Here is a 26,445-nt window from a genome sequence, read left to right on the forward strand (position 1 = left end):
ACCTACCCCTGCTCGACCCAGGCGATCACCTGATCACCCAGGCGCACATCGTCGAGGCGATCGACTTCGCGAATGCCGGTGGGGCTGGTGACATTGACCTCAGTGAGAAAGCCGCCGATCACATCGATACCGACAAAATAGAGCCCGTCACGAATCAGGGTGGGGGCCAGTTGGCGGCAAATATCGAGTTCGCGATCGGTGATGTCGGCTTTGGCCACCCGGCCCCCCACCGCCATATTGCCGCGAAACTCGCTGCCGGTGGGAATGCGGTTGACCGCGCCAATCGGTTCGCCGTTGAGCAAAATAATGCGCTTGTCGCCGTCTTTAGCGGCGGGCAGGTAGGTCTGCACCATCACCGGCTCTCTGCCCTGCTGGGTGCTGATCTCGACCATAGAGTTGAGGTTGCGATCGCCTGCTTGCAAAAACAAAATGCCTTCCCCCGCCTTGCCGCCTAGAGGCTTCAGCACCGCCGCCCCCCAGCGCTCCACCGTCTCGCGAATCGCCGCCTTACTCTGGCTGACAATCGTTTCGGGAATCGCCTCGGTAAATTGCAGAGCATACATTTTTTCGTTTGCCGCCCGCAGCCCGCTGGGGGCATTGATCACCTTAGTTTTGGCTGGGTCAACATAGTCGAGAATATAGGTGGCATAGAGGTAGGGCACCGTCACGGGCGGGTCGGTGCGCATAAACACCGCATCCATATCTTCAAGGGGGCGCTGCACCGCGTCGCCCAGCTCAAACCAGGGAGTGGCAGCGGCCCAAAGCCCATCGACAAGCTGCACGGGAGTCAGCTTAACCGGGTGCATCAGCGCCAGCGCCTTGCCTGCCACCACACTTAGGGCACTGGCGGCCATAATCCAAACCTCGTGGCCACGAATCTGGGCCGCTTCCATCATGGCAACGCTGGTGTCGTGGCCGGGGTCAAGGCGGTGGATGGGGTCGATAATGAATGCAATCTTCACGGGGGATGCTCAATACTCCAAATAGAGTTCTAGCATCCCACGCACTGGTTCACCATGAGACATAGCTAAGGGGTGCTATTTAGCCCCCAGGGCAAACAACCCGTCGACGGTCAAACTTAAGGTAGGAAAACCCGATGACTCGATCCGTTGTTGCCCTCGAAACAATCGCCCCCGATAGCCATCGTGGGGTACTTGGACCAGCACGGTGATCTGGGCGGCGGTGGGGTCTACAATCCAGTATTCGGGAACGGAGCGCTGCTCGTACTGCTGGCGCTTCTCAATGTAGTCGCGTCGATAGTTGTCGTCGCAGGGGTTGGAGTAGGGGCTGACGACTTCAACCACCAGCAGTGGGTTTGGCATCTCCAGGGTAATCAACCTGGCGCTACCTTTGAGGCTTTCGGCCAATTCGGGGGTGAGCACCATCAGGTCAGGAGCGCGCTCTGCTTGAGAAATGTTGGGCAGAGTTTTTACCTGCATGCTCAGGTCGTGGGTGCGAACCAGGTCGCTATCAACCTCCTGCCTCAGGCGTTCGGCCAAGCTCGGAGTAAGGGAAATGTTGCGATCGCGTTGAGGCAACGGCTTACGGGGTAGCTTGCGGCTCAGCCTCTGTCGCGGCATGGCAGGGGCATCGTAAACCAGAGACTGAGTGGAGGTCTGAGTTTTGATCTGGCCTGAAAACATGGCAAGTGCCTGTTGAGTCCACCTCTAAAGTAGATCTCAACAGGCTCTCACAGGCTCTGTCATGGGTGTGGCCCTAGATACACCAAAGGCTGACATCGACATAGTTGGGCTAGAGCTGCCCCATCCATAGGTTTGCGTCACCGATGGATAGGGCAGGCAGAAACATCCAGAAATTGCGCTTACGTTACGACACCTGGCCCTACAGCACCGCAATGCACTCGATTTCTACGGCGACATCCTTAGGAAGCCGCGCTACTTCCACACAGGCGCGGGCCGGAGCGTCATCGCCGCCGAAGTACTTGGCATAGACCTCGTTGACGGTGCCAAAGTCGTTCATGTCTTTGAGAAACACCGAGGTTTTGACCACATGGTCAAGGCTGGCCCCAGCGGCGGTGAGAATGGCCTGGAGATTGGCAATCACCTGCTCGGTCTGGGCTACCACATCGCCTTCGCCCACTAGAGTGCCAGTCGCTGGATCAAGGGCAATTTGACCCGAGACAAACAGCATTTGGCCGCTCACGGCCACCGCCTGGTTGTAGGGGCCGACCGGGGCGGGGGCATTGGGGGTGTTGATGATGGTGCGTTGCATGGGGTGGGGGGTAGGGGGTGGATGGGTAGGGGGTGGATGGGTAGGGGGTGGATGGGTGGATGGGTAGATAACGGTTGTCTAGGGTAACTTCTGAAAGATTAGTTTCCTAATGGTGGGCAGTGCCTAGGGTAACTTCTGAAAGATTAGTTTCCTAATGGTGGGCAGTGCCCAACCTACAGCGGCTTTAAGTCAAGTATCCACCCATGGATATCTCTATATTCTCTAAATCAATCCAAATCAGTGCCAAATCGGGGCCGGTGCCCGTAGAAACGGTACTGCCAATAATCGCGCAAAATGCGATCGTGATCAAAGCAAAGATCTTGGGGGGGTTCCCAGGGGTTGATGATGGCGGCGGTTTTGGCGTCATCGCCAGCGACGGGGTCGGCGGTAGCGGTGGCGAGAAATACGACGCTGAGGGTGTGCTTACGGGGGTCGCGGGCGGGGTCAGAGTAGACAGCGAACTGTTCGACCAGGGTGATGGTGAGGCCGGTTTCTTCTTGCGCTTCGCGGCGGGCGGCGGTTTCAACGCTTTCGCCGTAGTCGACAAAGCCGCCGGGCAGCGCCCACCCCAGGGGTTCGTTGTGGCGCTCGATCAGCACGATGGGCCGGTGGGGGTGGTGCAGTAGCTCAATGATGACGTCAACGGTGGGGGCAGGGTTGCGGTAGGAGGTCATTTATAGGGATCGCTTGACAAAATTTTTCTGAAATCAAAATAACTCTCTGGGTAGCCGTCTCGCTTCCGTGGGCCATGTTAGAGTCAACTGGAATTAAACCGAGCTGACTATGCCCTTTCCCAGAGCCAGTGGCATCCTATTGCATCCCACGTCGCTGCCAGGCCGATTTGGTATTGGTGACCTGGGGCCTGAAGCCTACCACTTTGTAGATTTTTTGGCGGCTACCCGTCAGCAGCTTTGGCAGGTGCTGCCTCTGGGGCCAACGGGCCACGGCAATTCGCCTTACCTGTGCTATTCGTCTATGGCGGGCAATCCGCTGTTGATTAGTCTGGAGGTGCTGTGCGATCGCTCGCTACTGTACCCCGACGAACTGCACGACCTAGAGCACTTTTCACCCCACCGGGTAAATTTTGACGAGATCATTCCGATCAAAATGCGCCTGCTAGAGCGGGCAGCCAGCCGGTTTAACGAAATTGCCTCAGAGGACGACAAAGCGGCCCTAGAGGCATTTTGCGCAGAGAGCCATTTTTGGGTCGATGAGTTTGCCTTTTTTATGGCGCTGAAAAATGCCCACGGCGGCGCAGGCTGGACCGATTGGCCCGAGCCCCTGGCCCGACGCGACCCCCAAGCCATGGACGAATGGCGCGAAAAGCTGGCTAGCGATATTTTTTGCCAAAAATTCTTGCAGTTTGAGTTTCACCGTCAGTGGCAATCGCTGCGGCAGTATGCCCGCGATCGCCAGATTCAGATCATCGGCGATATTCCCATCTACGTAGCTCACGATAGCGTCGATGTCTGGGCGTTTCCCCACAACTTTATGCTCGACCACGACACCCTGGCCCCGGCGCTGATGGCGGGGGTGCCGCCCGACTACTTCAGCGAAACCGGGCAGCTCTGGGGCAACCCCACCTACAACTGGGAAGAACTGCAAAACCGCGATTTTCACTGGTGGATTCAGCGGATCACGGCGCTGCTGGGCTACGTCGATATCATCCGCGTTGACCACTTTCGAGGATTGCAAGCCTACTGGGGTGTGCCCGCTGGCGAAGACACCGCGATGAATGGCCAGTGGATTGATGCCCCAGGCACCGAGCTGTTTGAAACTGTGCGCCAAAAGCTAGGAACACTGCCGATTATGGCCGAAGATCTAGGCTTGATTACCCCTGAGGTAGAAGCTCTGCGGGACGCATTTGAGTTTCCGGGGATGAAAATTTTGCACTTTGCCTTTGGTGGCAGCAGCGACAACCCCTACCTGCCGTGCAACTATGTGCCCAACAGCGTGGTTTACACCGGCACCCACGACAACGACACCACCCTGGGCTGGTTTGAGCGAATGCCCGACTACGAGCGCGATCGCCTGATGCAGTATCTCGGTTGTTTCAGTGACGAAGGCATTCACTGGACGATGATTCGCCTGGCGCTGATGTCGGTATCTAACCAGGCGATTGTGCCGTTACAGGACGTGCTGGGCTATGGCAGCGACTGCCGCATGAACACCCCCGGCCAGTCGGAGGGCAACTGGGCCTGGCGCTATGAGGCCGAGGCCCTGACCGATGACATGCGCGATCGCCTGCGGATGCTGACGGAGTTGTCTAACCGAGCCCCCCAAGGCGAGTAAGGGAGTGGGTGGGGATGCTGGCGATCGCTAGTGCTGATCCAATCCGGCTCCCCCTGATCCGCTTTTAGCGGCTCAACGCCGTTGCCGGCATCCCCCGCATCAAAATATCGGTCACAGAAATCACCCCCAATAGCTGACCATCCTGTACCACCGGTGCACGCTGTACTCCCGTATCTGACAGCATCTGGGAAGCCTCCTGAATGGTCATGCCAGGCTCAAGGGAGATGCAAGGCTGTCGCATAATGTCTTGCACCAGCACCTTTTCGGGATTGTGGCCACGAGCAACAACGGTGTAGACAATATCGCGCTCGGTTACCATGCCAAAGGGCATTTCTTGGGAACGGTGCTCGACTAAAAGGGCTCGAATTTGCTGTCGCTGCATCAGGTCAATGGCCTCAGCCACGGTGGCTCCGCTGGCAATGGTGGTGGCGTAGGGGGTCATGATGTTAGCGACGGTTAGCATAGAGCTCTCCAGGAAACGATGGGGTTAAGGGTGAAACACCGACAGCGGTCTGAGCACCGATGCAGGCCATGATGGACGATTAGCCGTGAACGGAATCCGCTCCCTACATCGTGACCTCTGGGGCGGGGATCAGGGGGTGTTTTTGTACTTTTTCTTTATATTTGCGGGATTCGAGGGGCTGAAACCGTGACCCGTGACCCAAAACGTTACAGGCCCCGAAACGTTACAGGCCCCGAAACGTTACAGGTTTTTATACTGCCGGGGGCGGTACCGACCAGCTGGCGACAGCATCTACCGGCATGGGGGGGGCTTAGGCGGCTTGGGAGGCTCGGAGAACTTGGGAGTTTTGGAAAGCTGAGTCGGGCTAAGCCGCCGCTGAAGGCGCTGTTTTAGGTAAGTCAGCAATCCGCCCGTGATCGGCACCAGGGGCATCAGCCCCAGCCAGAGGGCAGAGGGGGGTGGAGCGGGCTGAGCCACGATCAAGGGCGTAAAGCTGACGGTTTGAGCAATCAAGGGGAAGGGTAGCGTCGGTCTGGCGGCGGCTTGGGCGGCAGCCAGAGCAAGCCAGGTTTGAGCGCCCATGAGGCCGTCTACCGGGATAGTCTGCTGCTGCTGGAGCGATCGCACCGCTGCAGCCGTATCTTCACCAAAAATGGCATCGATCTCCCCAGCATAAAACCCCAGTTCAGCTAGCTGGCGCTGAAGCTGACCCACCTCGGGACCGCGATCGCCGGGCTGAAGCAGCACTCTAGCCAAGGGCGGCTCCTGAGCCAGCGCCAAAGGCACCAGGTCACCGCCGGTTCCCAGCCATAGCCCGCAGAGCAATAGAAAGCCGCTGCGGAAGACCGGCGTTAGCCATCGGCTCGTCATGGTGTTACTCCCCAGAAAACGCCCATAGCCAGAGGGGCAAGGTGAACAGCAAACTGGCCGAACTCAGCCCTACGCAGGCGACCGACAGATCGCGATCGAGGTCATAGGCCTCGGCCAGCACCAGGTTAGAAAAGGCGCAGGGCATACCCGCCTGCAAAATCATCACCAGGCGGGCGGGGCCATCAACCCCGAGAGCGGTTAGAGCCAGGCCCACGGCCAGGGGCAATACCAGCATCTTAATCGCCACGGCGGCGGTTGCCCGATGAACATGCTGCCACGATCGCAGCTGCTGCATACGCAAGCCCATCAGCACCAGCGACAGCACCACAATCACCCAGGCCAACTGATACAGCGCCGAGTCAAGCCAAGCCGGTAGGGCAATGGTCTTTAACCACAGCCCCAGGCCGAAAGCCAGAATAATCGGATTTTGCCCTACGGCCCGTAGCCTGCTTAACCATTGGCGCATTCCTGGCCTTGCCCCGGTTAGATCCAGGGGCGACTGAGGACGCCCGCCCATCTCAGCGGCTAAGATCGCCCCCAGCCCGTAAGACCCCAGCAAAGTGCCAAGGGCATCGTAGAACAGCGCCCAGCCAAACACGCTCACCCCCAACTGGGGCAGCAGCAGCACCACCGGGTAGCCAATGTAGCCGGTATTGCCCAGCATGGCCGCCAGAGAAAAGCTGCCCTGGGTGGGCCGCGACCACGACACCTGGTGCACCGATAGCCACAGGCGGCTGCACCCCAGCCCTAGCAGAATGGCACCCCAGGCCACCACCGGAGCCAGGTACAGGTTGCCCGACAGATCGGCCCGCCGCATAAAGCCAATAATGCTCAGGGGAATGCCCACCCAAAACAAAAACCGGCCCAGCCGCAGGGGCACCTGGTAGTAGAGCCCCTGGGGTTCTCCCCGGTGGGGGGCAAAGCGGTAAAGCAAGGCACCCAGCGCAATCCCAACACCCACCCCGGTCCCAATCGGACCATAGAGGCGGATTAAAATTCCTAGCGGTGGCACAATAGCAACCCTCACGTACCCTGCCCTGGGATTGTGACAGGTCTGCCTAGAAGTTGCGATCGCTTTTTAGGTAAGTTGTTGGCCATCACGCTGCCCCGAAAGAGCCATAATGGGTAGAGTTTTGCCGGGTACTCAGCCAGTTACCATGTCTCCCATCGACGATATTCCCCAAGCGGCCCGCGATTTACCCCTGTACCCTGAGGGCGCAGCCCAGCCCCCCTGGCTACGGCGCACGCGGCTCCTACGGCGCGTTCTGGGTCTAACCCTGCTGGCCTTGACGGCGGGTGGCCTGGTGGCCTGGTATCAGACTAACGGGTTCTCTGCGGTCGAGTTTGCTCGGCCCTTTGAAACCATGGTCAACCGTTCGGCAGACACGGCAAACGGCACCAATTCTAACGTTAGCGATCTCGATGTGGCGGTGCAGCTGGCCCCCTCTAGCCGCAGGCTGCTGCTCGGTCATCGCGCCTTTGAGGAGGCTCCCGCCGACGATCTGGTCACTCTGTCGGCCAACCGCAGCATTCGACTGCGATCGGCGGCGGCCAGCGAGTATGAAGCGATGGCCCAGGCGGCGGCCCAGGAAGGTATTCGTCTGGTGCCCCTGTCGGGGTTTCGCTCCCAGGCTGAGCAGGAGACAATTTTCTTTAACCTCAAGGCCCAGCGCGGTCAAGACGCCCAAACCCGAGCCGAGGTCAGCGCCCCGCCGGGCTATAGCGAGCATCATACCGGCTACGCCATCGACGTGGGCGACGGCAACCAGGCGGGCACCCACCTCAACGATGGCTTTGCCGACACCCGCACCTACCAGTGGATGGAGACTAACGCGGTGCGCTACGGCTATGAGCTATCGTTTCCGGCAGACAATTTTCAGGGGGTAGCCTTTGAACCTTGGCACTGGCGTTTTGTGGGCGATCGCACCAGCCTCGAAACGTTTTATAGCGAGTAGGCCCAAAGCGTGAGGCGGTTTCTGGGAAAACAGATACCAGCATTGACGCCGCGATTCTAGCGACCTCAGGGCAAGCGATGCCCAGCAGCTAGAAAAATTGTTTCAGGCGATTATAGCTATAGCCAATCCGGTTAAGACATTTCCCCCTAGCAACGTTTAAACGTTCGAACGCTCTTAGGTTTCTGGATGTCCTAATCTAGGTGACTAGGGCTTACCTCCGCTGTTCTGCCTGGCACTCCTTGATTTATGGCTCTTGCACGTCAAAACCTTGTTCAGCTCAAGCCCAGGGCGTGGTTCACAGTAGCGGCCAGAATGGCAATTCCCTGGACGGTGATGGCGGGGCTGCTGGGCGGAGCACTGGGGCTTAAAACCCTGCATGGCCAGCTTGAGCAATCCTTGGCCAGGTCGCTCAATCAACCCGTACAGCTGGGCGGTGTGCGAGGGGTGGCGCAGTGGGGGGTTGTTTTTGGCAAAACGACCCTCTCTAGCGGTGAGTCCGAGGGCCTGGAAGGCCAGATCGATCGGATAGTCGTTTTGCTCGACTGGGCAGCATTGCTGCACCGTCAAGAGTTGCGGCTGGCCGTGACCCTAGTACGGCCCGATCTGGCAGTGGTGCTACCTGAGGCAGGCGGCCTCTCGGGCTGGGCTCAGCGCCCTGGCGGGCCGATCGCCCCCGCCAGGCGAGTGAAATTGGCGGCGCTGCACGTCAAAGATGGCCGGTTCACCCTCCAGCCCCCCGCTGACACGGCATTTCCCAAGGCACCCGTCGTTATTGACAACTTGCAGGCGATGGTGCGCCAGCCGCCGACTCAGACGGCTGGCCCGGTGACCTTTCGGCTGGAAGGAGTGCTCGATCAGGGCCATGTTCAGACCTACGGCACCGTAGATTTGGCCCAGCGATCGCTTCAGGCCGCCCTGCAAGCCGACGACCTGCCGCTGGCTAGCCTCAATCTGGCCCTGCCGCCAGCGATCGCGATCGAGGCGGGGGTGCTCAGCAGCGACCTGACGTTGACCACGCCCCTGCCCAGTGCCACAAGGCCGCCCCTAGAGGCCCTCGACCTGCGAGGAACGGTGGTGGTGCAGGAGGGCCAGCTAGCCTGGGGGCAGTTGACTACCCCCCTAGGCCACTTACACAGCAGGCTGACGTTTCAAGGCCAACGGCTGACCCTGAGCGATACCCAGGCCGCCGTCGGCCCCCTGGTGCTGACGGCGGCCGGTAGCCTAGATCTGAACGAGGGCTACGACCTCAAGGCCCAGATACCACCCGTCGCCCCAGAGGCGTTGCGGCCCCTGGTGGGCGATCGCCTGCCCCTAGCCCCCACCCAGCCCTGGCAGTGGCAGGCCCAGCTCAGCGGCTCTTTTAAAGAACCGACCCTGGCGGTGCAGCCCGATCCTGCTCTCACCCCACCGGGACACCTGCCCCTAGATTTGGGGCTAGTGGCGGTGGCCCTAGGCATGCAGGCCCAGGCACTGCCCGCCCGCGACTGGATTGCGCCCATCGAGGGGGCAACCTACGAGTTTAGAGGCGATGGAGCCTGGTTTACCCTCAGCGATGGCACCGTGGTACCGCCCCTGTCGGCGGCGGCCTACCAGCGGGCGATCGCCACCCTGGGCAGCCGCCTCACCCCCGCCCTCGATCGCAAGTTTTTTTGGTTTTTGCAGACCAACCCCTACGTCACGGCGATCGCCGCCGATCTGGCCAAGGGTCGCCTGCTCTCCTACCGCCAGGGCGATCGGTTCAATACCGATCGCTTTTTTTTAGACTATTTTGTGCCGGTCTACGTCGAGTCGAGCCGGGCGGCCGGGCTTGACCCCAGCGAAGCCCTGTGGATGCTGGACCATTCTTTGCGCACGCTGCACGACCCGCTGCTGCGCCACCCCGATGCCCGCCCAATCACCGCTGGAGCGGGTACCGTGGGCTCGTTTTGGGCCGGAGAGCAGCTGCTCTCAATGCAGCAGTTACTCACCCGGCCCCTGCTAGCTCAGCTGGGCACCACAGGGCAGCTGGCCCGATTCGCTGTGCTCAAACAGCTCAATGCTTCCACCGTGCTGGAGAGTCGGCGGTTGTCGAGCAGCCCCGAGCTGATGTCAAAAATTCCCAATGTCACCTTTGGGGCGGAGGAGGGCGCGATCGCTCTGGCCCTGGGCATGATGCGGTTTGATGGGGCAGCCATTTACCCCGAGTCGCTGCGATCGCTGGCTGCTGCCATCGAGCAAAATGAGCTAGACAAGCACGCTCTACGCACCACAATCACCAGCAAAATGGAGCAGCTGGCGACGGCCCACCAGGCGGAGCTGGGGTTTGCCCTGCTGCAATTTAGCGATCGCGACTGGGCCGAGGTAGGCATGGGCAAACATTTATTTCCAGGGGGGGCTGGCCACCTCAACGGCGGCAACACCCTGTCGGTGATGGTGTCGCGCCAGGAGAAGGCGGGCTATAGCCTGGAGCAGGCATACCAGAACAGTCGGCTGCTACTGCTAGAACTGCTGCACGAGGCCGACCAGCAGCCGGGGGGCGATCGCATTCTGTTTGCGGTGCTCAAAGACCACGCCTTTAGCCCTCGTTTTTGGCAAATTTTGGCGGGCAAAGAGCCGCTGTTGGCTCGTCGCTTTGGGGCGATCGCCGCCGATATCAGCACCTACGGACACCTAGCCCAGCAGGGAGCCACCCAGCACGAGGCCTTTTACACGGCCCTGGTGATTGCCGATGAAGATATTGGCGTCAGTGCCACCCTCAAGCAAGCCGTGGGGTTCCAGGCCCACCTGGCCCGACTGATCGATCAGGCCTTTGCCCCGGCCAACCCAGCCGACCCGCGCTACCAGAGCTTTCGTCGCAGCCTGGCGATCTATCTCAGAGAAGCCCCCGATATCGCCGTCTATGGCGGCAGCGAGGCGGCTCTGCGAGCCTACGGTCAAGAAACCCTCAACGTGCAGGAGCTAATCGCCGTCAATGTCGCCGATGCGCCCCGCCTGCGAGCCCTGGTGCGGCTTTACAAGGGGGCGCTGGCCCAGGGCCTAATCACCGAATGGGATGTAGCCGGGTTTCAGCGAATTTTGCTCACTGGGGCGCTGCTGTCCGCTGGGGTAGAGCGTGCGTCCTTGCCCCCCGCGCTCCAGGAGGTCGGGTTTCCCAGCCCTGAGTTTCGCCGCGACCTGTTGTTTGTGGTGGGGGTAGAGGGCATTCAGGTGGAGGCAACCCGCTTAGGTATCCAGGCCCACGACCATCGGGTGAGCTTTCAGCCCGTCGGACGGCCCAGCTTTCGATCGCCTGCGCTCCAGGGGGCCGACGCCGCCAGTTGCCCCACCGAACCCTACTTTGCCGCGATCGCCCTGGGGGCCGCCACAGCCTTTGTGTGGGAGGCCGAAACCCAGCGGGTCAGCCTGCGGCGGGGCCGTACCCACTGCCCGCTGCCCGACAGTTGGACCGCGCTCGTCTTCCCGGCCCTGCTAGAGGCGGTGCCCATTGAGCATTCGGAGGCGGGCCGCGATCGCCTCCAGAGCAAGCTCCAAACCGCCAAACAACTGGAAGCCGGCATCTTTTGAAGCCCTGGCCCCGGCCCACCATCCTCGCTACCATAAAGCAGCACAGGGCTGAGTGCTTCGGTCTGAAGCCCGCCCAAACTGGAGCCCGCCTAGACTGGCTTCAGCTTCAGCATCGTTTTTTGGAGACCCCATGCGCGACACCACCCTCAACACCATTGCCGTGGTCATCTTTGGCGTTACCATGGCCAGCCTGCTAGGGCCGATCATTCAGCTATCGCCTGCGATCGTGGCGGTGTTTGTGGCCGTGGGGCTGGGCTTGTTTAGCCTTGATCAGCTGGGGCTGGGGGGGCGCATCGGCAATATTTTGATGGACTCTGTGGCCTGGGCCTCCCCCGAGCACCGGCAGCGAGTGCTGCACCACGAAGCGGGTCACTTTTTGACGGCGGTGCTGCTCGATATTCCGGTAGAAGCCTATACGCTCAACACCTGGGAAGCCTGGCGACAGGGTCTGCCCGGTCAGGGAGGCGTAGTCTTTGGCCCTAGCGATGCGGCCACTGCGGCCCCGGACCGGCTCAGCCCCCAAGGCATCGATCGCTATTGCCAGGTGTGGATGGCGGGCATTGCCGCCGAGCAGTTGATCTACGGCGATGCCCTCGGCGGTGATGACGACAGCCGCGCCCTAGGCCTGTTTTGGGGTGCCCTGGGGCGATCGCCCGCCGAAGGGGTGATCAAACAGCGCTGGGCCACCCTTCAGGCCAAAACCCTAATTGAAAAGCACCGCGAGGCCTTTGATGCCCTGGTGGTCGCCATGGGCGATCGCGCCCCCGTCGCCACCTGTTGCGACATCATTGCCCAGCACCAGCCTGAATCTTTAGAAGTGGCAGGCTAGCGAACCAGCTAACGAGCAAGAGGGCGTCACTCCATGGAGTAACGCCCTCTCTCTCAGGGTTGGAGCTTACAGTGTCGCCGTTCTAATCGACCGTGGTTCTAAAGCGAATCAGTCCGACCTGGTTGGCGGTGACATCGGCCACGTTAACCACCACTGCGCCATTGCCTTGGTTGGTGCCACAGAAGGGGGGAAGTGCCGCTCCTGGAGCAAAGAAGGTGCCGGGGTCACCGTCGGCAGCATTGGTGTAGTTGACCACTGGCCCTGCGGGGCTAGAGGCCGCGATCGCCTGAATGCCCAAGCCTGACCCATAGCCATTGGGGTCAAAGGTGGTGCCCAATGGAATTTGATCGCACACCACGGTATTGGCCGCCGTGCCGGTCGACGCATTGGCAAGATAAATGGTGTACTCAATGCCGTTGCCCGTTTGTACCACCGGGTCATTGATCACATCTAGCCCCTGCCCCAGACCGTTGTTTTGCAGCAGGGCTAAGGCGGCACCATTACCCACCACCTGGCTGAAGTCGGGCAGCGGCGATGGCCCAAACAGGTTGGTAATCCGCTTCACCAGAGCGAGGCTGCCGGTTGGAACCAAAGTCGTCGTTCGCCGGACCAGGCCAAAGCCACCAGCAATCAGATCGAGCCCACCCACTTGGTTATCGGTAGTTTGAGGGAAGGTGTTGAAGGCAACCAACTGTGTGCCTGCCCCAGTGACGTCAGGTGCAAACAGTGAATAGCCAAAAATAGGACTTGCATTTTGTGGTGCCGTCACCAAAGACTCAATCGTGAAAACGATGCCTCGCACAGGTTGTGTAGGGAAAATACCGTTATTTCGTCGGGGGGCTAGGTGAGACGGCTGAAAAGGATCAGCTAGATTATCTCGCCTGAACACGGCTGTCGATATTGCCACATCGTTGCTATTGCCCCAGGCCGTATTAGGGACAGAAAGCAGCGGGCCGTAGTCAGATGGATCACCGTTCGCGTCTAAAGCTGTAATTGCCGCAATTTGGAAGGCATCGTTACCGCCTCGTTCTAAAATCAAAAATCCCACATTCCCCTGCTCTGATAGGGGAACTGAGAGACCAGCAGGAATAATATAGTCAATTCTCTCAATATTGTTGCTGGTGACCTGCACCTCTGGGCTAGCAGGCTCAGTGATATTGTTGAAAACGTTGTCGATACCCCGATTAATAATATTGCTCAACATGGCATCCTCAATGCCAGCCGCAAGCTGAGCAGCCAACGTTATCGCATCTGGAGCAACGGTAGCCTGCTGAAGGAAAAGTAGTTCTCGCTCAGGGGTAAATAGCGCGTTGCGACGAAATATAACGGTTTGGGCTAAGCCAATTGGTGGCAGCAAGTCTGCTGCGGGTTCAAACCGACTGCCCCCGGCAATGACAGCATCGAGCACAATGTTGCTGCCAACCCCAAAGGTGACATCAATAGTTGTGCCGGTACAACCGGGAAAAGACTGTGTATCGCAAGGAGTTGTGTAAGCAACAGGACTGGTAGGCGACTGAGCCGCCGGTTGGTTGGTGGTGATTAGCTGAGTCGCCGCTAGCTGTGCAAAGGCCGGTGTTGCTCCACCAAAGACGATCGCTAGAGTCAGTGCAACTCCAGCAATCAAACCAGTTAAACGACTGCCCAAGAATGTGGGAAGCACAGCATAGCTCGATTGCCCATTTCTGGATTGCAGCGGGAGTATAGCAGACTGATGCATAACAGACAGGGGTGAGGGTAAATAAGGCACTTGCAGGTCACACAGGGATCTGTTTTTACTCAAGCTGGAGGTCAGCCTCTTGGTCGACAAAGATAATCTCTAGACCGCGCAGGTCGGTGAAGATAAACTCCACCCGGCGATCGCGGGCGTAGGCCAGCCGCGAACGTTCATCACTGCGGCGCTGGGTGAGGCCAAAGGGCACAATCCGCATCCGCTCTAGGGGTACGCCTCGGCGAATCAGATAGTCGCGGGCGGCGAGGGCGCGGCGCTCACTCAGGGCCAGGTTATAGGCGGCGCTGGCGCGGGGGTCGGTGTGGCCGTGCAGCTCTACGGTGAGGAAGTCATATTCCAATAGAGTTGCCGCAATTTGGTCGAGCACCGCTGCGCTCTCGGAGCTGATATTAGAGCGATCGAGGGCAAAGTGAATGTTGCGCGGAATCTCGAGTCGCAGGGGTTCTAGGGGCGCAGGCGGCTCGGCGGGTTCGGGAGCCGGAGGCGGCACTGGCGGATCGCAGTTGGGCAGCTCTAGGGGGGAAGCAGGCAGCTGGGGCACGGTGCCATCGGCGGCGGCCACAGCTGCGATGGCGGCAGGTTCTGAGGTGCCAAAGGCCGGATCGGTGGCGATCGCACTCACCCGAGTTCCGGGCGGCAGGGTCAAGCTGGCGCTAAAGCGGCCCTCGGGACTGGTAGTCACCGTGCCCAAGCGCTCGGTCAGAGGGCTGTAGGGAAACCCCGGCTCCTCAACTCGATAGAGGTCAACCTCAGTACCTGGATCAGCGGTGCCAGTCAGGCTCACCTGGGCAGCCCCCGCGGTAAATGTGTAGCTGTCAAATTGGGGAGCGTTAATCGCCGCGTTGCCAGTTTCGCGGCGGCGATGGTGGCTATTGCGGGGTGGGTTTGGTCCATCCCCAATTTGAAAGTCTTGGACGCCAGTATTGCCCTGGGTGTTGAGGTCAATGGCGAGGCCGTCAAGCTCGGCGTAGCGGTTGCCCCGCATGAGGTTGCGGTGGCTCTCGGGATAGGCGGTGACCACCACCCCTGGCCCCGGCTGGTAGCCAATGAAGTTGTCGCTGAGCTGGTGATCGCTGCCCATTAGGTAGACCGCCGCCCGCTCAAACCGCCGCCCGTTGTACTGAATGGCGTTGCCGGTGATCTGGGCCGACCCTTCGGGCTTAAACAGATAGATGCCGCTGCCGTCGTTGGCGCAGATCAAGTTGTCGGTGATGGCGCTGTCGGCAATGGTGCCTTCTAGGCGAATAGCGTCGGGCATGCCCGCCAGGCCGTTGCCAATGATGGCGTTTTCGCTCACCTGCAAACCGTCGGCTCGAAAGCCCGTAATAATGGCGCTGCCGTCGTGGTTTTGAATGCGGTTGTTGCGAATGGTAGTTTCCATTGCGTTAAATACCGTCACCCCAAAGGCCGAGGGCACCGCCGGAAACTCGCCATCGGGGGGCAAACCCAGCCAGTTTTGCTCAATTACCACCCCGCGCGGGGCGGCCTCCGGTTCTTCTAGGCGAAACAGCCCTAGCACTGGGCTGAGGGGGCTGGCGTCGACCGGTGGAGCCAGGGCGCTGACAAAAATATCGGAAGGCGGCGTAGTTTGGGTAGCGCGATCGCTGGTGCGAAAGCCATAGATACTCAGCCCGCGCACCGTCACCCCGTCGGCGGCAATAGTGAGGCCGCGAGCCACCTCGCTGCCCTCAGCCACCGTCAAACTGACCGCAGGCGCAGGCGGAAATTTAGGATCGAGCCCTGCCTCGGCATCGTAGCCAGCCTGGGTGGTGCCGTCGATCACCAGATTAGGGACAACAATCTCGGGCAGCAGATCGACCAGGGCGATCGCGGTTTGCCCGTCAGGCAGGGCAAAGCTAATCTGAGACCCCTGGCCCGCCGGCAATGCTTCCACCAGAGCTTGTTCTGCCTCGCTCAGATCCTCGGGGGTGAGGGTGCCATTGGCCAGTTCCAAGGCTTCCCGCAGGGTCAGCGCTGTGTCGGCTTCTACGGGGCCATCTAGGGGGCTGGTGACCACTAAGCTGTAGGCCGTTAGCCCTTCCTGCCCGAGGGCCGGAGCCATGATCCCGACGATTCCAGGCGCTACCAAGGCGATCGCGCCCCATCCTATCCACTGTCGCTGAATCATTGCTCACCTCCTGGGGCCATGCCCGTTACATCGGGCCTGTCGATCAGGGCCTCTTGGTCTACGTAAGAATCCTGCTGCTGGGGCGGCGACACCGGCTGCACGCCAAAACTGTTAAACAACTGGTTGACCTTGGCGGTAATGCCAAAGTAGGGGCCACTGGCCGAGCGGTAGCCGCCGCCCCCGGTAAACGAACCATCGTTGGCCGCCCCAAAGCTGTAGCCCAACCCCAGCCGCACATCGGGGGTGAGGTAGTAGCCCGCTTCGAGAGCAAAGCCGGTTTCGTTGTAGCCAATCACCGGCTGCCCCACGTAGCGCACCTCGGCCCCCACATCCCACCGGAAAGCAAAGCGGTAGGTAGCCCGCAGCTGAGCCAGGTGAATGGTGTTCGAGAAGCCAAAATCCTGGGCCAGATTAGCGGAGCTAGCCCGCAGCGCATACTTGCTGTAAAACTCCCACTGGTAGTTGGGGGCATAAATGCCCTCCAGCGACAGCGTGTGGTCTTGAGCCTCAGAACTCACTCCCTGAAGAATGCTGTCGGGGGTGCTGCTGGGGTTGTTGCGAAACTCGTAGCTGAGCAATCCGTTAAACTGATCGCTCACCGGGTTGCGGTAGGCCAGCCCCAGGCGCAGGCTGCTGCTATTGCCCAGGCGATCGGTGATGGTTTGGTTGGCAAAGTTGCCCAGGTCAAAGCGAGCCAGCCCCGTCAAAGAGTCAGAAATTCGCCCCGCTGCCGCTGCCCCCAACACTAAGTTGCTGGCTCCCGGCGAATCGCGGTACTCAACCCGCCCGCTGGCCTGCCAGTCGGGATTGTCGGTATACTCTAGCCCCACCGAGTAGACTGTGGCGGCCTGGATGCCCAGGGCAGAGGCTCCCTGGCCCACGGCAAAGGGTTGGGCAAACTGCTGCCCAGCCCCGGTCAAGTTAAAGCCATCGCCAAAGATGCGCTCAAAGCCAAAGGTGGCCCGCAGCCCCGGAGCCAAGGCCAGACGGTGGTTTAGACCGATCGCACCCTGGCCTGTGACCCCGTTATAGCCCCCTAACAGCGAGTAGCGGTTGGTGAGGGTGGTGTTGTCGTCGAGTTCGTAATCGACCAGGGTGTCGAGGCTGGTCACCGACCCCGGCCCGCTGCCCCCCGAGAGAAACTGCTGGGCCAAGCGCAGGCTAACACCGGGCTGCACCGCCCACTCTAGCCCTACCACATTGCGGGTGGGGTAAAGAGGGTCAGTGGTGCCCAGGTTAAGCTCGCTTTGGGCCAGAGCGCTGAGGGTAGCGGTGAGGGGCAGGTTCAGCCGCGACACCAGTTGATTGGCATTGGTCGACGTATTGGCAATGCGATCGTCGCGGTTGCGGTTAACGAAATCGATCCCTAGGGTGGCACTGCCAAACTGCTGCGCGATTCCGGCCCGCAGCTCGGTCAGGGTGTTATCGATCTGCCCTCCCTGAATCGCATTTTGGCCGGGCCGCAGCAGCCCTGAGGCCGCCGTTTGAATGGCCGTAGCTGTGCCCAGGTTGCGCTCTTGATCGATGATCGCGCGAATCTGGGTCTGGGGGCCGACTTGGGCCTGCACCTGCCCGCCCCAGCGGGTTTGCCCTGGGCGAAAGGTGCTGGTAGCGGTGTTGTTGAAGCCGCTGTCAGTGGCCCGGTAGTAGGCCTGGCCGGTGATGCCCTCAAACGGGGTGCCGCTCAGTTCAATGCGGTAGGCGTTGCCCTGGTTGTTAATCGTGCCAGCGTTAAAGGTCGAGCGGGCAAATTCGCCAGTGACTTCGCCCAAATCGCCTAGGGGCCAGAGGAAATCGACCCCGTAGAGGGTAAAGTCTTGGGCTCCCTGGTTTTCGCTCAGCAGAGAGGCCCCGACTACCCCACCGTTCTCGCCGGCTGGCTGGTATTGCAGTCGCCCGGCGTAGAGGCTGCCACTCACCGAAGCGTCGTCGACCTGGTAGGTGACGACGATGCGCTTGACCAGGGTGGTACCCAGGGGGTTGAGGTCAATGGCGCGCACGGGCTGACGAAACAGCAGGGTGCCGCGATCGTAGTCGATATCGTAATCGACGCCCCGGTAGAGGGGGGTGCGCTCAAGCACGGTGCCGGGACGATTGAACTCCTCGGCTTCGATGAACACATTCTCACTACCCCGCAGCACCAGTCGCCGCGACAAAAAGTAGTAACCGCTGGTGCCGTCGGGGGCAATGGTGTCGCGCTGGAAGGGCCGCACATTGTCGCCGTACATGGCGGTGAGCTGAAGACCATTGCCAAAGGTGTAATTGCCCTTAAAGCCATGGAGCTCGCGCACCGTAGCGGTGAACTGCTGCGACCGGCCCGCAAACTCTTGGGTGCCGTAGTCGCCCCACATAAAGTAGTCGGGCCGGGCATCAGGCACTAGCGAGTCGCGCTGAAACCGCAGGTAAAGGCTGTCGATGGAGGGGGTGAGAAAGTCGGTGGTAGAGCTGTCGCCGTACACCGGGTAGGTCTGGTCACAGGCCTGCACGTCACGGTAGAGGCTGCGGCCATCGCAGCGATCGTTGAGGCCGCGGGTGTTGTTGTAGGCCCCGGTAAACAGCCAGTCGCCCAAGGCCCCCGTGGCAAACAGCCCGGTAGTAAAGCTCACCTCCACATCCTGATTGAGGGCGTCGGGGTTGAGAAAATCTCTAAAGCTACCCAGCAGGTTAGTGCCGCCCCGGCCCACTCGAAAGTCAACTACCCCAGAAATAATCGTGGGGCGCAGATCGGTAAAGAAACTCACCTGGGTGCTGGCGTCTAAAGCCGGGTATCCCTCTCGCAAGCTGGGGTCAAAGGCCCGCAGCGTTCTGCCATCAATGGTGGCGCGTACGGTGGCAGGCTGGGCATCGAGGGTAGAGCGCAGCTGGGCTCGAAATTCACCCTGGCGAGCCAGCACCTGAAACCCAGCCCGATCGCGATCGTAGTCGGCTCCAATAAATTCTCCAGCGGTGCTGGTCAGGGTGACCACCACATCACCCTCTAGGGGCTGATCGTCAGCGGTCGTCACCGCCCCCACCAGAGTCAGCGCCGATCGCCCGTTGGCCGGAATTTGCACCTCACGCTCGGGGGTCAAGGTCAGCTGATAGCTCACCGCTTCGGGCTGAGCCACCACGGGCGCTAGGGGCTGGGTGGGCGGCGGGCTGAGGGGCAGCTGATCGCCGCCAAACTGAAATTCAAACAGCTCAGAATTTTCGCGGCGGTTGGCCAGGGGCACAGCCGTGCCCGGCAGAGCAGTGGCGGGGGCAGTCACCTCGGGCAAGTAGCCCATCGGGAGCACGGTAGATTCTGCGATCGCCTGTTCCGAGCTTTCCCAAGCCAGCGCCTGATCGGTGACTACCGCTGGAGCCGAGGCCCCAGGCTCAGACAGAGCGACGCTATCTACCAGCGCCCCCGAATGGGCAGCGGGGGCCAAATCGGCTGCTGTACCCAGAGTTTCAGGGGTGGCCTGGGCGGGCAGCAAGACCCCCAGCGACCCCGTTAGCGTAGTTAACAGCCCCAACCCTAGCGATCGAGACGCCAGACGAGAAGACAGAAACATCATGACTGCTCCTCCCCAAAGGTTGGTGTAACGGCAAAGTTCATGCGGCCTAGGCCACCCGGTGACAAGCGCACAAAGCGAGAGGCGCTATTTTCTTCGATGCGATAGAGGTTAGGAGCCAGGGTATAACCCGGCAGACTGTACAGGTCTAGCGTGCCGACTCGGTATCCCGGCAGCACATTGGCCAGGGAAAAGAGCCCGTCTGGGTCAGTCAAAATGCGGTTGCCATCGTCCATAAAGACCACTGCATTAGGCACCCCAGGTTCGCCAGGCTGCTGCTGACCGTCAAAGTTTCTATCGACAAATACTCGGCCCACAATGGTGCCGCAGTCAGACACAATGCCGGGGCGAATAGTTAGCTGGAAGGGAGCCGACACTGGGGCAAAGCCCGGAGCCGCCGCCTGAGCAACGTTGCGGCCATCACCGCGCACCGCATCGGGGGTAACCAGCACCGCATAGGCCACCGACACCGATGCCCCGGGGTCGAGGGCAGCGAAGGTCAGCGTTAAGCTGCTGTCGGTGAGCACCTGCTGAGTCGGCAGCAAGGGTGTCGTTTGCACCGAGTTGGGCACATATTGCAGCCCTCGGGGCAGCTGGTCGGTCACCGTAAGCGGTGTGGCCACCCGGCTAGAGGGGTTGGTGATCAGCAGCCGATAGACCACCACATCCCCTGGTTCGGCAGCGGCCCGATCGGCAGTCTTAACGATTTGCAGCGGGGCAATATTCTCCCCAACCCGCGTCTCATTAGAGGCGGTTGTGACTGGCCCTTGGGGGCCATCGAACTGCGCTACCGCCTGGTTAATAAAAATCCGGCTCTGAGCCTGAGCCACCGGCGGCGATGCCCCCATATGGCCGAGGCCATAGCTCAAAACCAGGGCCAGCAAGAAGAGCAGCCCCCGGTACAGTTTTCGCTGAATACGCCTCACACCAACCCTCTGAGACAACTCCTCACACCACTGGCAGCAGAATTCAGCCCATGCCGATCTGCTGCCCTGTCACTCCATTGGGGCTAAAGCTTTGTCGTTCTAACGCAGTAGTTCTCTTGAACTCCGTAGTTCTAACGATGCCAAGTCCACTTTTTTGTCAAACCTCGGAAGAATCATATCAGCAGTTCAGTGATTACACATAGAAAAGCCGTAAAGATTCCTTGCTTTGCCTTCAATAGCGCTGACATTACGCTAAGCAAATGGGTTTTAAGCTGCTGTGGCAAGCCGAAGAATGACTCGGTTCACAGGCCAAAATCCGAAAGGACCGTACCACAGAGGTTATATGAAAGTTATAAGGGCGGGGAAAACCATGCGTTTATCGGCCGTAAAGCGGCCGATAAACAGGGGACGACGCATCATCCTTCTCTAAAATCTGCGGCTGACTGACAACCTCAGTTACTTTGGTGAACTATTGACAGAGGCCCTTCAGCGAACGAGCTCTTAGCTGCCTTTTGCGATCGCCCCTTTGCCAGGCCTCCTTTACAATTGCCCTAGAAGCACTATGATTTGGAGTAAGCGGGGTGCTGAAGTCACGTCGCGCTCTGCAAGACAGGTTAGGGAAACATCACTAATGACCATGCCAGCCCTATCAAATGATTTTTTACTGGCGGCGGGAGTCTACGCTGGTATCGCCGGCGTCTACCTGCTGGTAGTCCCCCTAGCGCTAATTTTTTACGCAAGGCAGCGCTGGTACATCGCCGGTTCGATCGAACGCACCCTGCTCTACGGACTGGTGTTTGCCTTCTTCCCAGGCATGCTGCTGTTTAGCCCATTTTTGAATTTCCGGCCCCAGCCTCGCGATCTAAACTCTTGAGGGGCCATGCGACGCATTGATGTAATTGCCATTGGCATTGGCATTTTTCTAGCTGGAGGCGGGCTGTTTGTCGGCTTTCGGCTGTTTGGCCTAGACGGTATTTCAGCCGGCATCTGGAGTCAGGCCGTGATGGTGGGGGGGGTCGTGGCCTGGCTGGCCAGCTACCTGCTACGAGTTGTCACCCGCAACATGACCCTCAACCAACAAATGGATGACTACGAGTCAGCCGTGCTTCAGCGTCGCCTTGACGAACTCAGCCCCGAGCAGCTAGCCGACCTGCAAGCAAAACTCGACCAAGACAACGGCAAGTAAACAACGCCTCAAGTCCTAAACCCCAACCCCGCCCTCCATCGGCCATAGACGTAATCTCCCTCTTGCTCTAGAGTGCTCTATTGGGCTGATGGTTGGCCCACCCCCTATGGAGAGAGACCTTCGGTACCCGCTATGGCCCTTGTTTCCGATCGCTTCCGTGAATTGCAAGCCCGGGGCGAGTGCGCCCTGATTCCTTTTGTGACCGCTGGCGACCCCGATTTGGCAACCACGGCGGCGGCTCTGCGGGTGCTCGACCAAAACGGAGCCGACTTTATTGAGTTGGGGGTGCCCTATTCAGACCCCCTGGCCGATGGCCCGGTGATTCAGGCGGCGGCTACCCGTGCTTTGGCCCAAGGCGTCACCCTTGATGCCGTGTTGGCTATGGTCAAAACCCTCAGCCCGGAGCTCAGTGCGCCGCTAATTTTGTTTACTTATTACAACCCAATTTTGAATCGGGGCATTAAGCAATTTATGGCCGATATTGGGGCGGTCGGGGTAGCGGGGCTAGTGGTGCCCGACCTGCCCCTCGAAGAAGTCGAAGGGCTATTGACCGCAGCGGCAGCGGCGAACATTGACGTCACCCTGCTGGTGGCCCCCACCTCACCCCAGGACCGAATTCAGGCGATCGCAGCCCAGGCCCAGGGGTTTGTGTACCTGGTTAGCGTCACTGGTGTGACCGGGGTGCGCAGCGAACTACAAAGCCGCGTCAAAGACCTGATTGATGGCCTCAAGCAAACCACCGACAAGCCCATCGGGGTGGGTTTTGGCGTCTCTGACCCCGACCAGGCCAGTCAGCTCAAGGCCTGGGGAGCCGACGGCGTGATTGTTGGCAGCGCCTTTGTGAAACGGTTGGTAGCCGATCCGCCCGAGACGGCTCTGCACAACATTGGCGACTTTTGCCGCAGCCTCAAGGCAGCCTTGGCCTAGCAGCGTCCCCAGCCAGCCCTGACTCCAGCCTCCTCATTTCCTCCGACCCTATTCTGGGCATGCGGTTGCTCGTCTAGGCCTGAACCAAACCCAGACGGGTAATGGCTGTATCTGCTGGCTGGGGCCGACCGAACAAATAGCCCTGCATTTCGCTACAGCCCAGCTGGTGCAGGCAGTCACGTTGCTCGACGGTTTCCACCCCTTCGGCAACCACGCTGAGGGCCAGCCCTTCGGCCATCGCAATAATGGCTTTGACCATGGCCTGGTCAGCGGGGCTATGGGGTAGATCTTGCACAAAGGCGCGATCGATCTTGATACCATCGAGGGGAAACTGCTTGAGGTGGCTGAGACACGAGTAGCCGGTACCAAAGTCATCCATCGAAATTTTGACCCCTAGCAGACGCAGCTCTCGCAGGCGCTCAATGGAAGCAGCCATGTCAGCCATCGCGGCTGTTTCGGTGATTTCTAGCTCTAGATGAGTGGCGGGCAGGCCGGTATGGGCCAGCACCTGGGTGACGATGTCCACCAGTTTAGGATGTTGAAGCTGCCGGGCCGATAGATTGACCGCCAGCTTGATCAGCGGCAGCCCCACTCGATACCAGGCCATGATTTGGGCACAGGCGGTGTGCAATACCCATTCACCAATGGGCACAATCAACCCGTTTTCTTCAGCTAGCGGAATAAATTGGCTTGGGGTGACCAGACCCAGCAAAGGGTGTTGCCACCGCAAGAGGGCCTCCATTTGCACCACATTTCCGGTAATGGTATTCACCTGGGGCTGGTAGTAGAGGGTGAATTCGTCCCGCCCCAGAGCATGATGCAGATAGCTTTCTACCTTGAGTCGTTGGGCTGCCTCGGTGCTCAGGCTCTGGGTGTAAAACTGATAGTTGTTGCGCCCCTGCTGCTTAGCACGGTACATGGCGGCATCGGCATTTTGCAGCAGCGTGGTCATATCCTGGCCGTCTCCGGGAAACAGGGCAATGCCAATGCTAGCGGTGACGTGCAGCTCATGGTTGTGCAGCAAAAACGGCGAGGTCAGCTGGTTGGCAATGCGACGAGCGATATTAGCGGCATCGCTGGAGCTGGCCAGGTTTGGCAAAATTAGCGTAAATTCGTCGCCACCCCAGCGGGCAACAATGTCTTCACCGCGCAGGGCGGCACTGATGCGCTGGGTCACCTGCTGAAGCAGCAGATCGCCAACGGCGTGGCTGAGGGTATCGTTGATAGTCTTGAAGTTGTCTAGGTCAAGAAACAGCACCGCCAGCATTTGCTTAGTCTGGCTAGTGCGAGCGATCGCTTGGGGAAGATGCTGGTCAAAAAAAGCGCGGTTGGGGAGCCCTGTCAGGGCATCATGGTAGACCTGGTAGCACATCTGGGCTTCGGTGCTCTGGCGTTTGAGTGCGCCCCCCAAACTGGCGGCCACCGCCAGTAAAATTGACTCATCACTGGTGCTCCACTCCCAGGCTTCGTGGCAGGCAGCCAAGCCAATGTAGCCCCACAGTTTGGCGTCAGTAAAGATAGGCACCATCAAAATCGACAACACATTGTCTTTCAATAGCAGAGCCTGTTCGGCTGGGGGTAGGTCTTGGGTCAGGGCGCAGATCGACTCGCCAGTTTTTAAGATGGCGTACCACCGCTCTAGGCCCAGCGCCCGGTAGCTCTGGCCTTGCCAGTGGCGCTGATCAAGGCTGGGCGTAGTATTGGCGCTAGTCCATTCATAGCGCATCGACAGGGCCGGTTCCCCCGTTGCCGACTGGGGATGGTGGGTGTAGACATAGGTGCGATCGGCGGTGGCAGCGGCACCGAGCAGGGCCAGCACCTGGGGAATGGCCTGGTGGACATCGGCGGTCGTGAGCAGACATTGGCTGGCTTCGGCCACGCCTTGCAGCAGGCGATCGCGGCGCAAAATAGCTGCCTCGCCTCGTTTTCGAGCCGTGATATCTTCGACAGTCCCCTCATAGCCAATTAGGGTACTGCCGTTGTAGATCGCCCGAGCCGACTCCGAGATCCAGATAATCGCCCCGTCTTTGCGGTACACCTCCGACTCAAAACCCAGCACGGCCTCACTGGCTCGCATTAGATCGATAAAGTCTTGGCGACGGCTCGGCTGGACGTAGAGCTGATGGTTAATGTCGGTGAGATTTTGAATTAAATCTTCAGGCGATGCGTAGCCGTAGAGCCGCGCCAGCATAGGGTTGACGGTCAGATACTGGCCGTCTAGGGTGCTTTGAAACATGCCTTCTACCGCATTTTCAAAAATACTGCGGTACTTTGCCTCAGCTTGCTTTAACGACAGCTCGCTCTGGCGACGTTCTAGGGCCAGGGCCAAATCGGCGGTCACCACCCGCAGCAGGTCTACCTCGGCCTCGCCCCAGGGGTGGGGGGCGGTACAGTTGCTAAACCCCATCACCCCCTGAAGCTGGTTTTGAATCAGCAGGGGCAGCAGCAAAATCGACTGTACTCCGCTAGGCGGAGCCACCAACACCTGGCGCTGGTGGTCAGAAAAGTCACGCTCCACCAGATTGATCACCTGCCCCTGACTGAGCTGGGCGTACCAGTCGAGGAAGAGTGGCGCGATCGGCATCACCTGAAAACCGGGGATGTCGCTAGTCGCGACCACTTCGGGGGCTGACCACTCGATCCGCTGGTAAAGCTCCTGAGCTTCGCCCTCCTGACTATTGCCTGTTTCAATTTCGTAGTAGTAAACACGGCTGGCCCCAGAGATCTCCCCTAGGGTGGCAAACATTTGAGCGATCGGGCCATCCTGCCAGTCTCCCTGCCAGGCCAAAAGCTGCCGCTGAATTTCGGCCAGGGTGGCCAGGGTTTGCTCTCGCCGCCGCAGGGTCTGCTGGTCAGCAAGCTGCGCGGTGATATCGGCAAAGGTGCAGAGCACGCCGATGACAGATCCCGTCTGGTCATATATGGGTAAGCGACTGGAATCGACCCAGCCCTGACGATCATCGGGATAGAGATAGGGCTCGATCGCATGGAGGTCGGCTTGGCCCTGGGCCATCACCAGGCGATCGCGGGCGGTACGGTAGGCCGCCTCCTTAGCGCCTAAATGAGGAATATCGGTGTCAGTCATCCCGACAATCTCTCCAGGGGTCGCCAACCCTACCGCCGTTGCAAAGGCCTGGTTGCACCCCAGGTAGCGCCCCTGGCTATCTTTCCAAAACAGCGGTTGAGGAATGCCATCAAGCACCAGTTCAAGCAGGTCTTCGCGGGCTTTGAGGGTTTGCTCGGCCAGGCGCAGGGCGGCCTCTGACTGCTTGAGGGGTGTAATGTCAGTAATAAATCCCTCGATGCCGTTGACGCCACCTTGGGCATCAAGCATGGGTGAGCCCTTTTCCCAAACCCACTTCTCACTACCATTGCGGGGATGAATACGATACTCCACTTCGTAGGGCTGCTCGCCTGCGATCGCCGTTTGGATGGTCGCTAACACCCGAGGTAGGTCTTCAGGATGGGTCATGCTGTTGTAAGACACAGGATGGTCTGGGCACAGCAGCTCGGCGGCAGAATAGCCAGTCAGAGTCTGGCAGCCCGCGCTGAGGTAGCGCATTGACCAGGCCGCATCGCCCTCGGCCTGAAATACAATACCCGGCAGCACATCAATCAGTCGCTGAGAAGCCGCTGCCCCTGGCTGCAAACCGAGGGCAATAGTTGGGTTGAGCGGAGATGCCGTTGGGGCAACCTGGGGGGGGAGGCCAGCGATCGGAGCGCTAGGACAGGGGAACTCGGGATCTTGCATGGTAGTCTGCGTAGCGTGGCGAGAGCGATGCCCCACGGCAGTGGTCTCAATATGCCCAAAGTTGCCGCTGAGAATGAT

The 26,445-nt window shown here is 59.8% G+C and carries 19 protein-coding genes; 7 read left to right on the forward strand and 12 right to left on the reverse strand.

Translation table 11 applies throughout. From position 1 onward, the window contains the following. Positions 1-2: 2 nt before the first annotated feature. The 4 genes from gshB to RRF56_RS07205 all read right to left on the reverse strand — a co-directional run bounded on the left by gshB (position 3) and on the right by RRF56_RS07205 (position 2,906). The gene (gshB, locus tag RRF56_RS07190; protein ID WP_317036955.1) at positions 3-962 is read right to left on the reverse strand and encodes a glutathione synthase; all 960 of its coding nucleotides are present in this window, start codon (positions 960-962) and stop codon (positions 3-5) included. A 75-nt stretch (positions 963-1,037) separates the two neighbouring features. After that, a complete protein-coding gene (locus tag RRF56_RS07195; protein ID WP_317036956.1) occupies positions 1,038-1,643 on the reverse strand; it encodes a Uma2 family endonuclease in 606 nt (201 codons plus the stop codon). 199 nt (positions 1,644-1,842) lie between these two features. Further along, positions 1,843-2,232: a RidA family protein gene (locus tag RRF56_RS07200; RefSeq protein WP_317036957.1), complete on the reverse strand. Its 390-nt coding sequence runs from the start codon at positions 2,230-2,232 to the stop codon at positions 1,843-1,845. Between the two features lie 227 nt (positions 2,233-2,459). Further along, the gene (locus RRF56_RS07205) at positions 2,460-2,906 is read right to left on the reverse strand and encodes an NUDIX hydrolase (protein ID WP_317036958.1); all 447 of its coding nucleotides are present in this window, start codon (positions 2,904-2,906) and stop codon (positions 2,460-2,462) included. A gap of 109 nt (positions 2,907-3,015) precedes the next feature. Here RRF56_RS07205 and malQ point away from each other — a divergent pair, with 109 nt between their 5' ends. Then, entirely contained in the window at positions 3,016-4,524 is a 1,509-nt protein-coding gene (malQ, locus tag RRF56_RS07210; RefSeq protein WP_317036959.1) for a 4-alpha-glucanotransferase, read from the forward strand. A 64-nt stretch (positions 4,525-4,588) separates the two neighbouring features. Here malQ and RRF56_RS07215 read toward each other — a convergent pair whose 3' ends face one another. From RRF56_RS07215 to RRF56_RS07225, 3 genes are all read right to left on the reverse strand, one after another. Next, positions 4,589-4,987: a CBS domain-containing protein gene (locus RRF56_RS07215; RefSeq protein WP_317036960.1), complete on the reverse strand. Its 399-nt coding sequence runs from the start codon at positions 4,985-4,987 to the stop codon at positions 4,589-4,591. Between the two features lie 291 nt (positions 4,988-5,278). Beyond that, positions 5,279-5,857, reverse strand: a complete 579-nt coding sequence (locus RRF56_RS07220; RefSeq protein ID WP_317036961.1) for a peptidoglycan-binding domain-containing protein — start codon at positions 5,855-5,857, stop codon at positions 5,279-5,281. A 4-nt stretch (positions 5,858-5,861) separates the two neighbouring features. Beyond that, positions 5,862-6,818, reverse strand: a complete 957-nt coding sequence (locus RRF56_RS07225; protein WP_317036962.1) for an AEC family transporter — start codon at positions 6,816-6,818, stop codon at positions 5,862-5,864. Between the two features lie 196 nt (positions 6,819-7,014). On the opposite strand from RRF56_RS07225, the gene RRF56_RS07230 reads away from it, so the two are divergent. The 3 genes from RRF56_RS07230 (at position 7,015) to RRF56_RS07240 (ending at position 12,184) form a co-directional block, all read left to right on the forward strand. Continuing rightward, complete coding sequence (locus tag RRF56_RS07230) at positions 7,015-7,812, forward strand: D-alanyl-D-alanine carboxypeptidase family protein (RefSeq protein ID WP_317036963.1); 798 nt, start codon at positions 7,015-7,017, stop codon at positions 7,810-7,812. Positions 7,813-8,124: 312 nt separating this feature from the next. After that, complete coding sequence (locus RRF56_RS07235; RefSeq protein WP_317036964.1) at positions 8,125-11,355, forward strand: DUF748 domain-containing protein; 3,231 nt, start codon at positions 8,125-8,127, stop codon at positions 11,353-11,355. Between the two features lie 130 nt (positions 11,356-11,485). Beyond that, positions 11,486-12,184 carry an ATP-dependent Zn protease gene (locus RRF56_RS07240; protein WP_317036965.1) on the forward strand — a complete coding sequence of 233 codons (699 nt, stop codon included), beginning with the start codon at positions 11,486-11,488 and terminating at the stop codon, positions 12,182-12,184. Positions 12,185-12,266: 82 nt separating this feature from the next. On the opposite strand, the gene RRF56_RS07245 is transcribed toward RRF56_RS07240, so the two are convergent. From RRF56_RS07245 to RRF56_RS07260, 4 genes are read right to left on the reverse strand one after another with little or no spacing between them, the layout of a single operon-like run. After that, positions 12,267-13,901: a DUF11 domain-containing protein gene (locus tag RRF56_RS07245; protein WP_317036966.1), complete on the reverse strand. Its 1,635-nt coding sequence runs from the start codon at positions 13,899-13,901 to the stop codon at positions 12,267-12,269. Positions 13,902-13,956: 55 nt separating this feature from the next. Continuing rightward, positions 13,957-16,041: an OmpA family protein gene (locus RRF56_RS07250; RefSeq protein WP_317036967.1), complete on the reverse strand. Its 2,085-nt coding sequence runs from the start codon at positions 16,039-16,041 to the stop codon at positions 13,957-13,959. Next, positions 16,038-19,580, reverse strand: a complete 3,543-nt coding sequence (locus RRF56_RS07255) for a TonB-dependent receptor (protein ID WP_317036968.1) — start codon at positions 19,578-19,580, stop codon at positions 16,038-16,040. Before RRF56_RS07255 ends, RRF56_RS07250 begins: the two co-directional genes overlap by 4 nt. Next, positions 19,577-20,503 (reverse strand): hypothetical protein, encoded by a 927-nt coding sequence (locus tag RRF56_RS07260; RefSeq protein WP_317036969.1) that lies wholly within the window; start codon positions 20,501-20,503, stop codon positions 19,577-19,579. The genes RRF56_RS07255 and RRF56_RS07260 overlap by 4 nt, the downstream gene beginning before the upstream one ends. Positions 20,504-21,134: 631 nt before the next feature. Between RRF56_RS07260 and ndhL the strand changes: the two genes are divergently transcribed. The 3 genes from ndhL to trpA all read left to right on the forward strand — a co-directional run bounded on the left by ndhL (position 21,135) and on the right by trpA (position 22,616). Then, on the forward strand, positions 21,135-21,377 hold the full coding sequence (ndhL, locus tag RRF56_RS07265; protein WP_410510544.1) for an NAD(P)H-quinone oxidoreductase subunit L: 243 nt from the start codon (positions 21,135-21,137) through the stop codon (positions 21,375-21,377). 6 nt (positions 21,378-21,383) lie between these two features. Then, complete coding sequence (locus tag RRF56_RS07270; protein WP_317036971.1) at positions 21,384-21,689, forward strand: DUF3007 family protein; 306 nt, start codon at positions 21,384-21,386, stop codon at positions 21,687-21,689. A 132-nt stretch (positions 21,690-21,821) separates the two neighbouring features. Further along, positions 21,822-22,616 carry a tryptophan synthase subunit alpha gene (trpA, locus tag RRF56_RS07275; RefSeq protein ID WP_317036972.1) on the forward strand — a complete coding sequence of 265 codons (795 nt, stop codon included), beginning with the start codon at positions 21,822-21,824 and terminating at the stop codon, positions 22,614-22,616. Between the two features lie 73 nt (positions 22,617-22,689). Here the strand turns inward: trpA and RRF56_RS07280 are convergent, their stop codons facing one another. Next, on the reverse strand, positions 22,690-26,367 hold the full coding sequence (locus tag RRF56_RS07280; protein WP_317036973.1) for an EAL domain-containing protein: 3,678 nt from the start codon (positions 26,365-26,367) through the stop codon (positions 22,690-22,692). Positions 26,368-26,445: the final 78 nt, after the last annotated feature.

Source organism: Nodosilinea sp. E11 (assembly GCF_032813545.1).
GTDB lineage: Bacteria > Cyanobacteriota > Cyanobacteriia > Phormidesmidales > Phormidesmidaceae > Nodosilinea.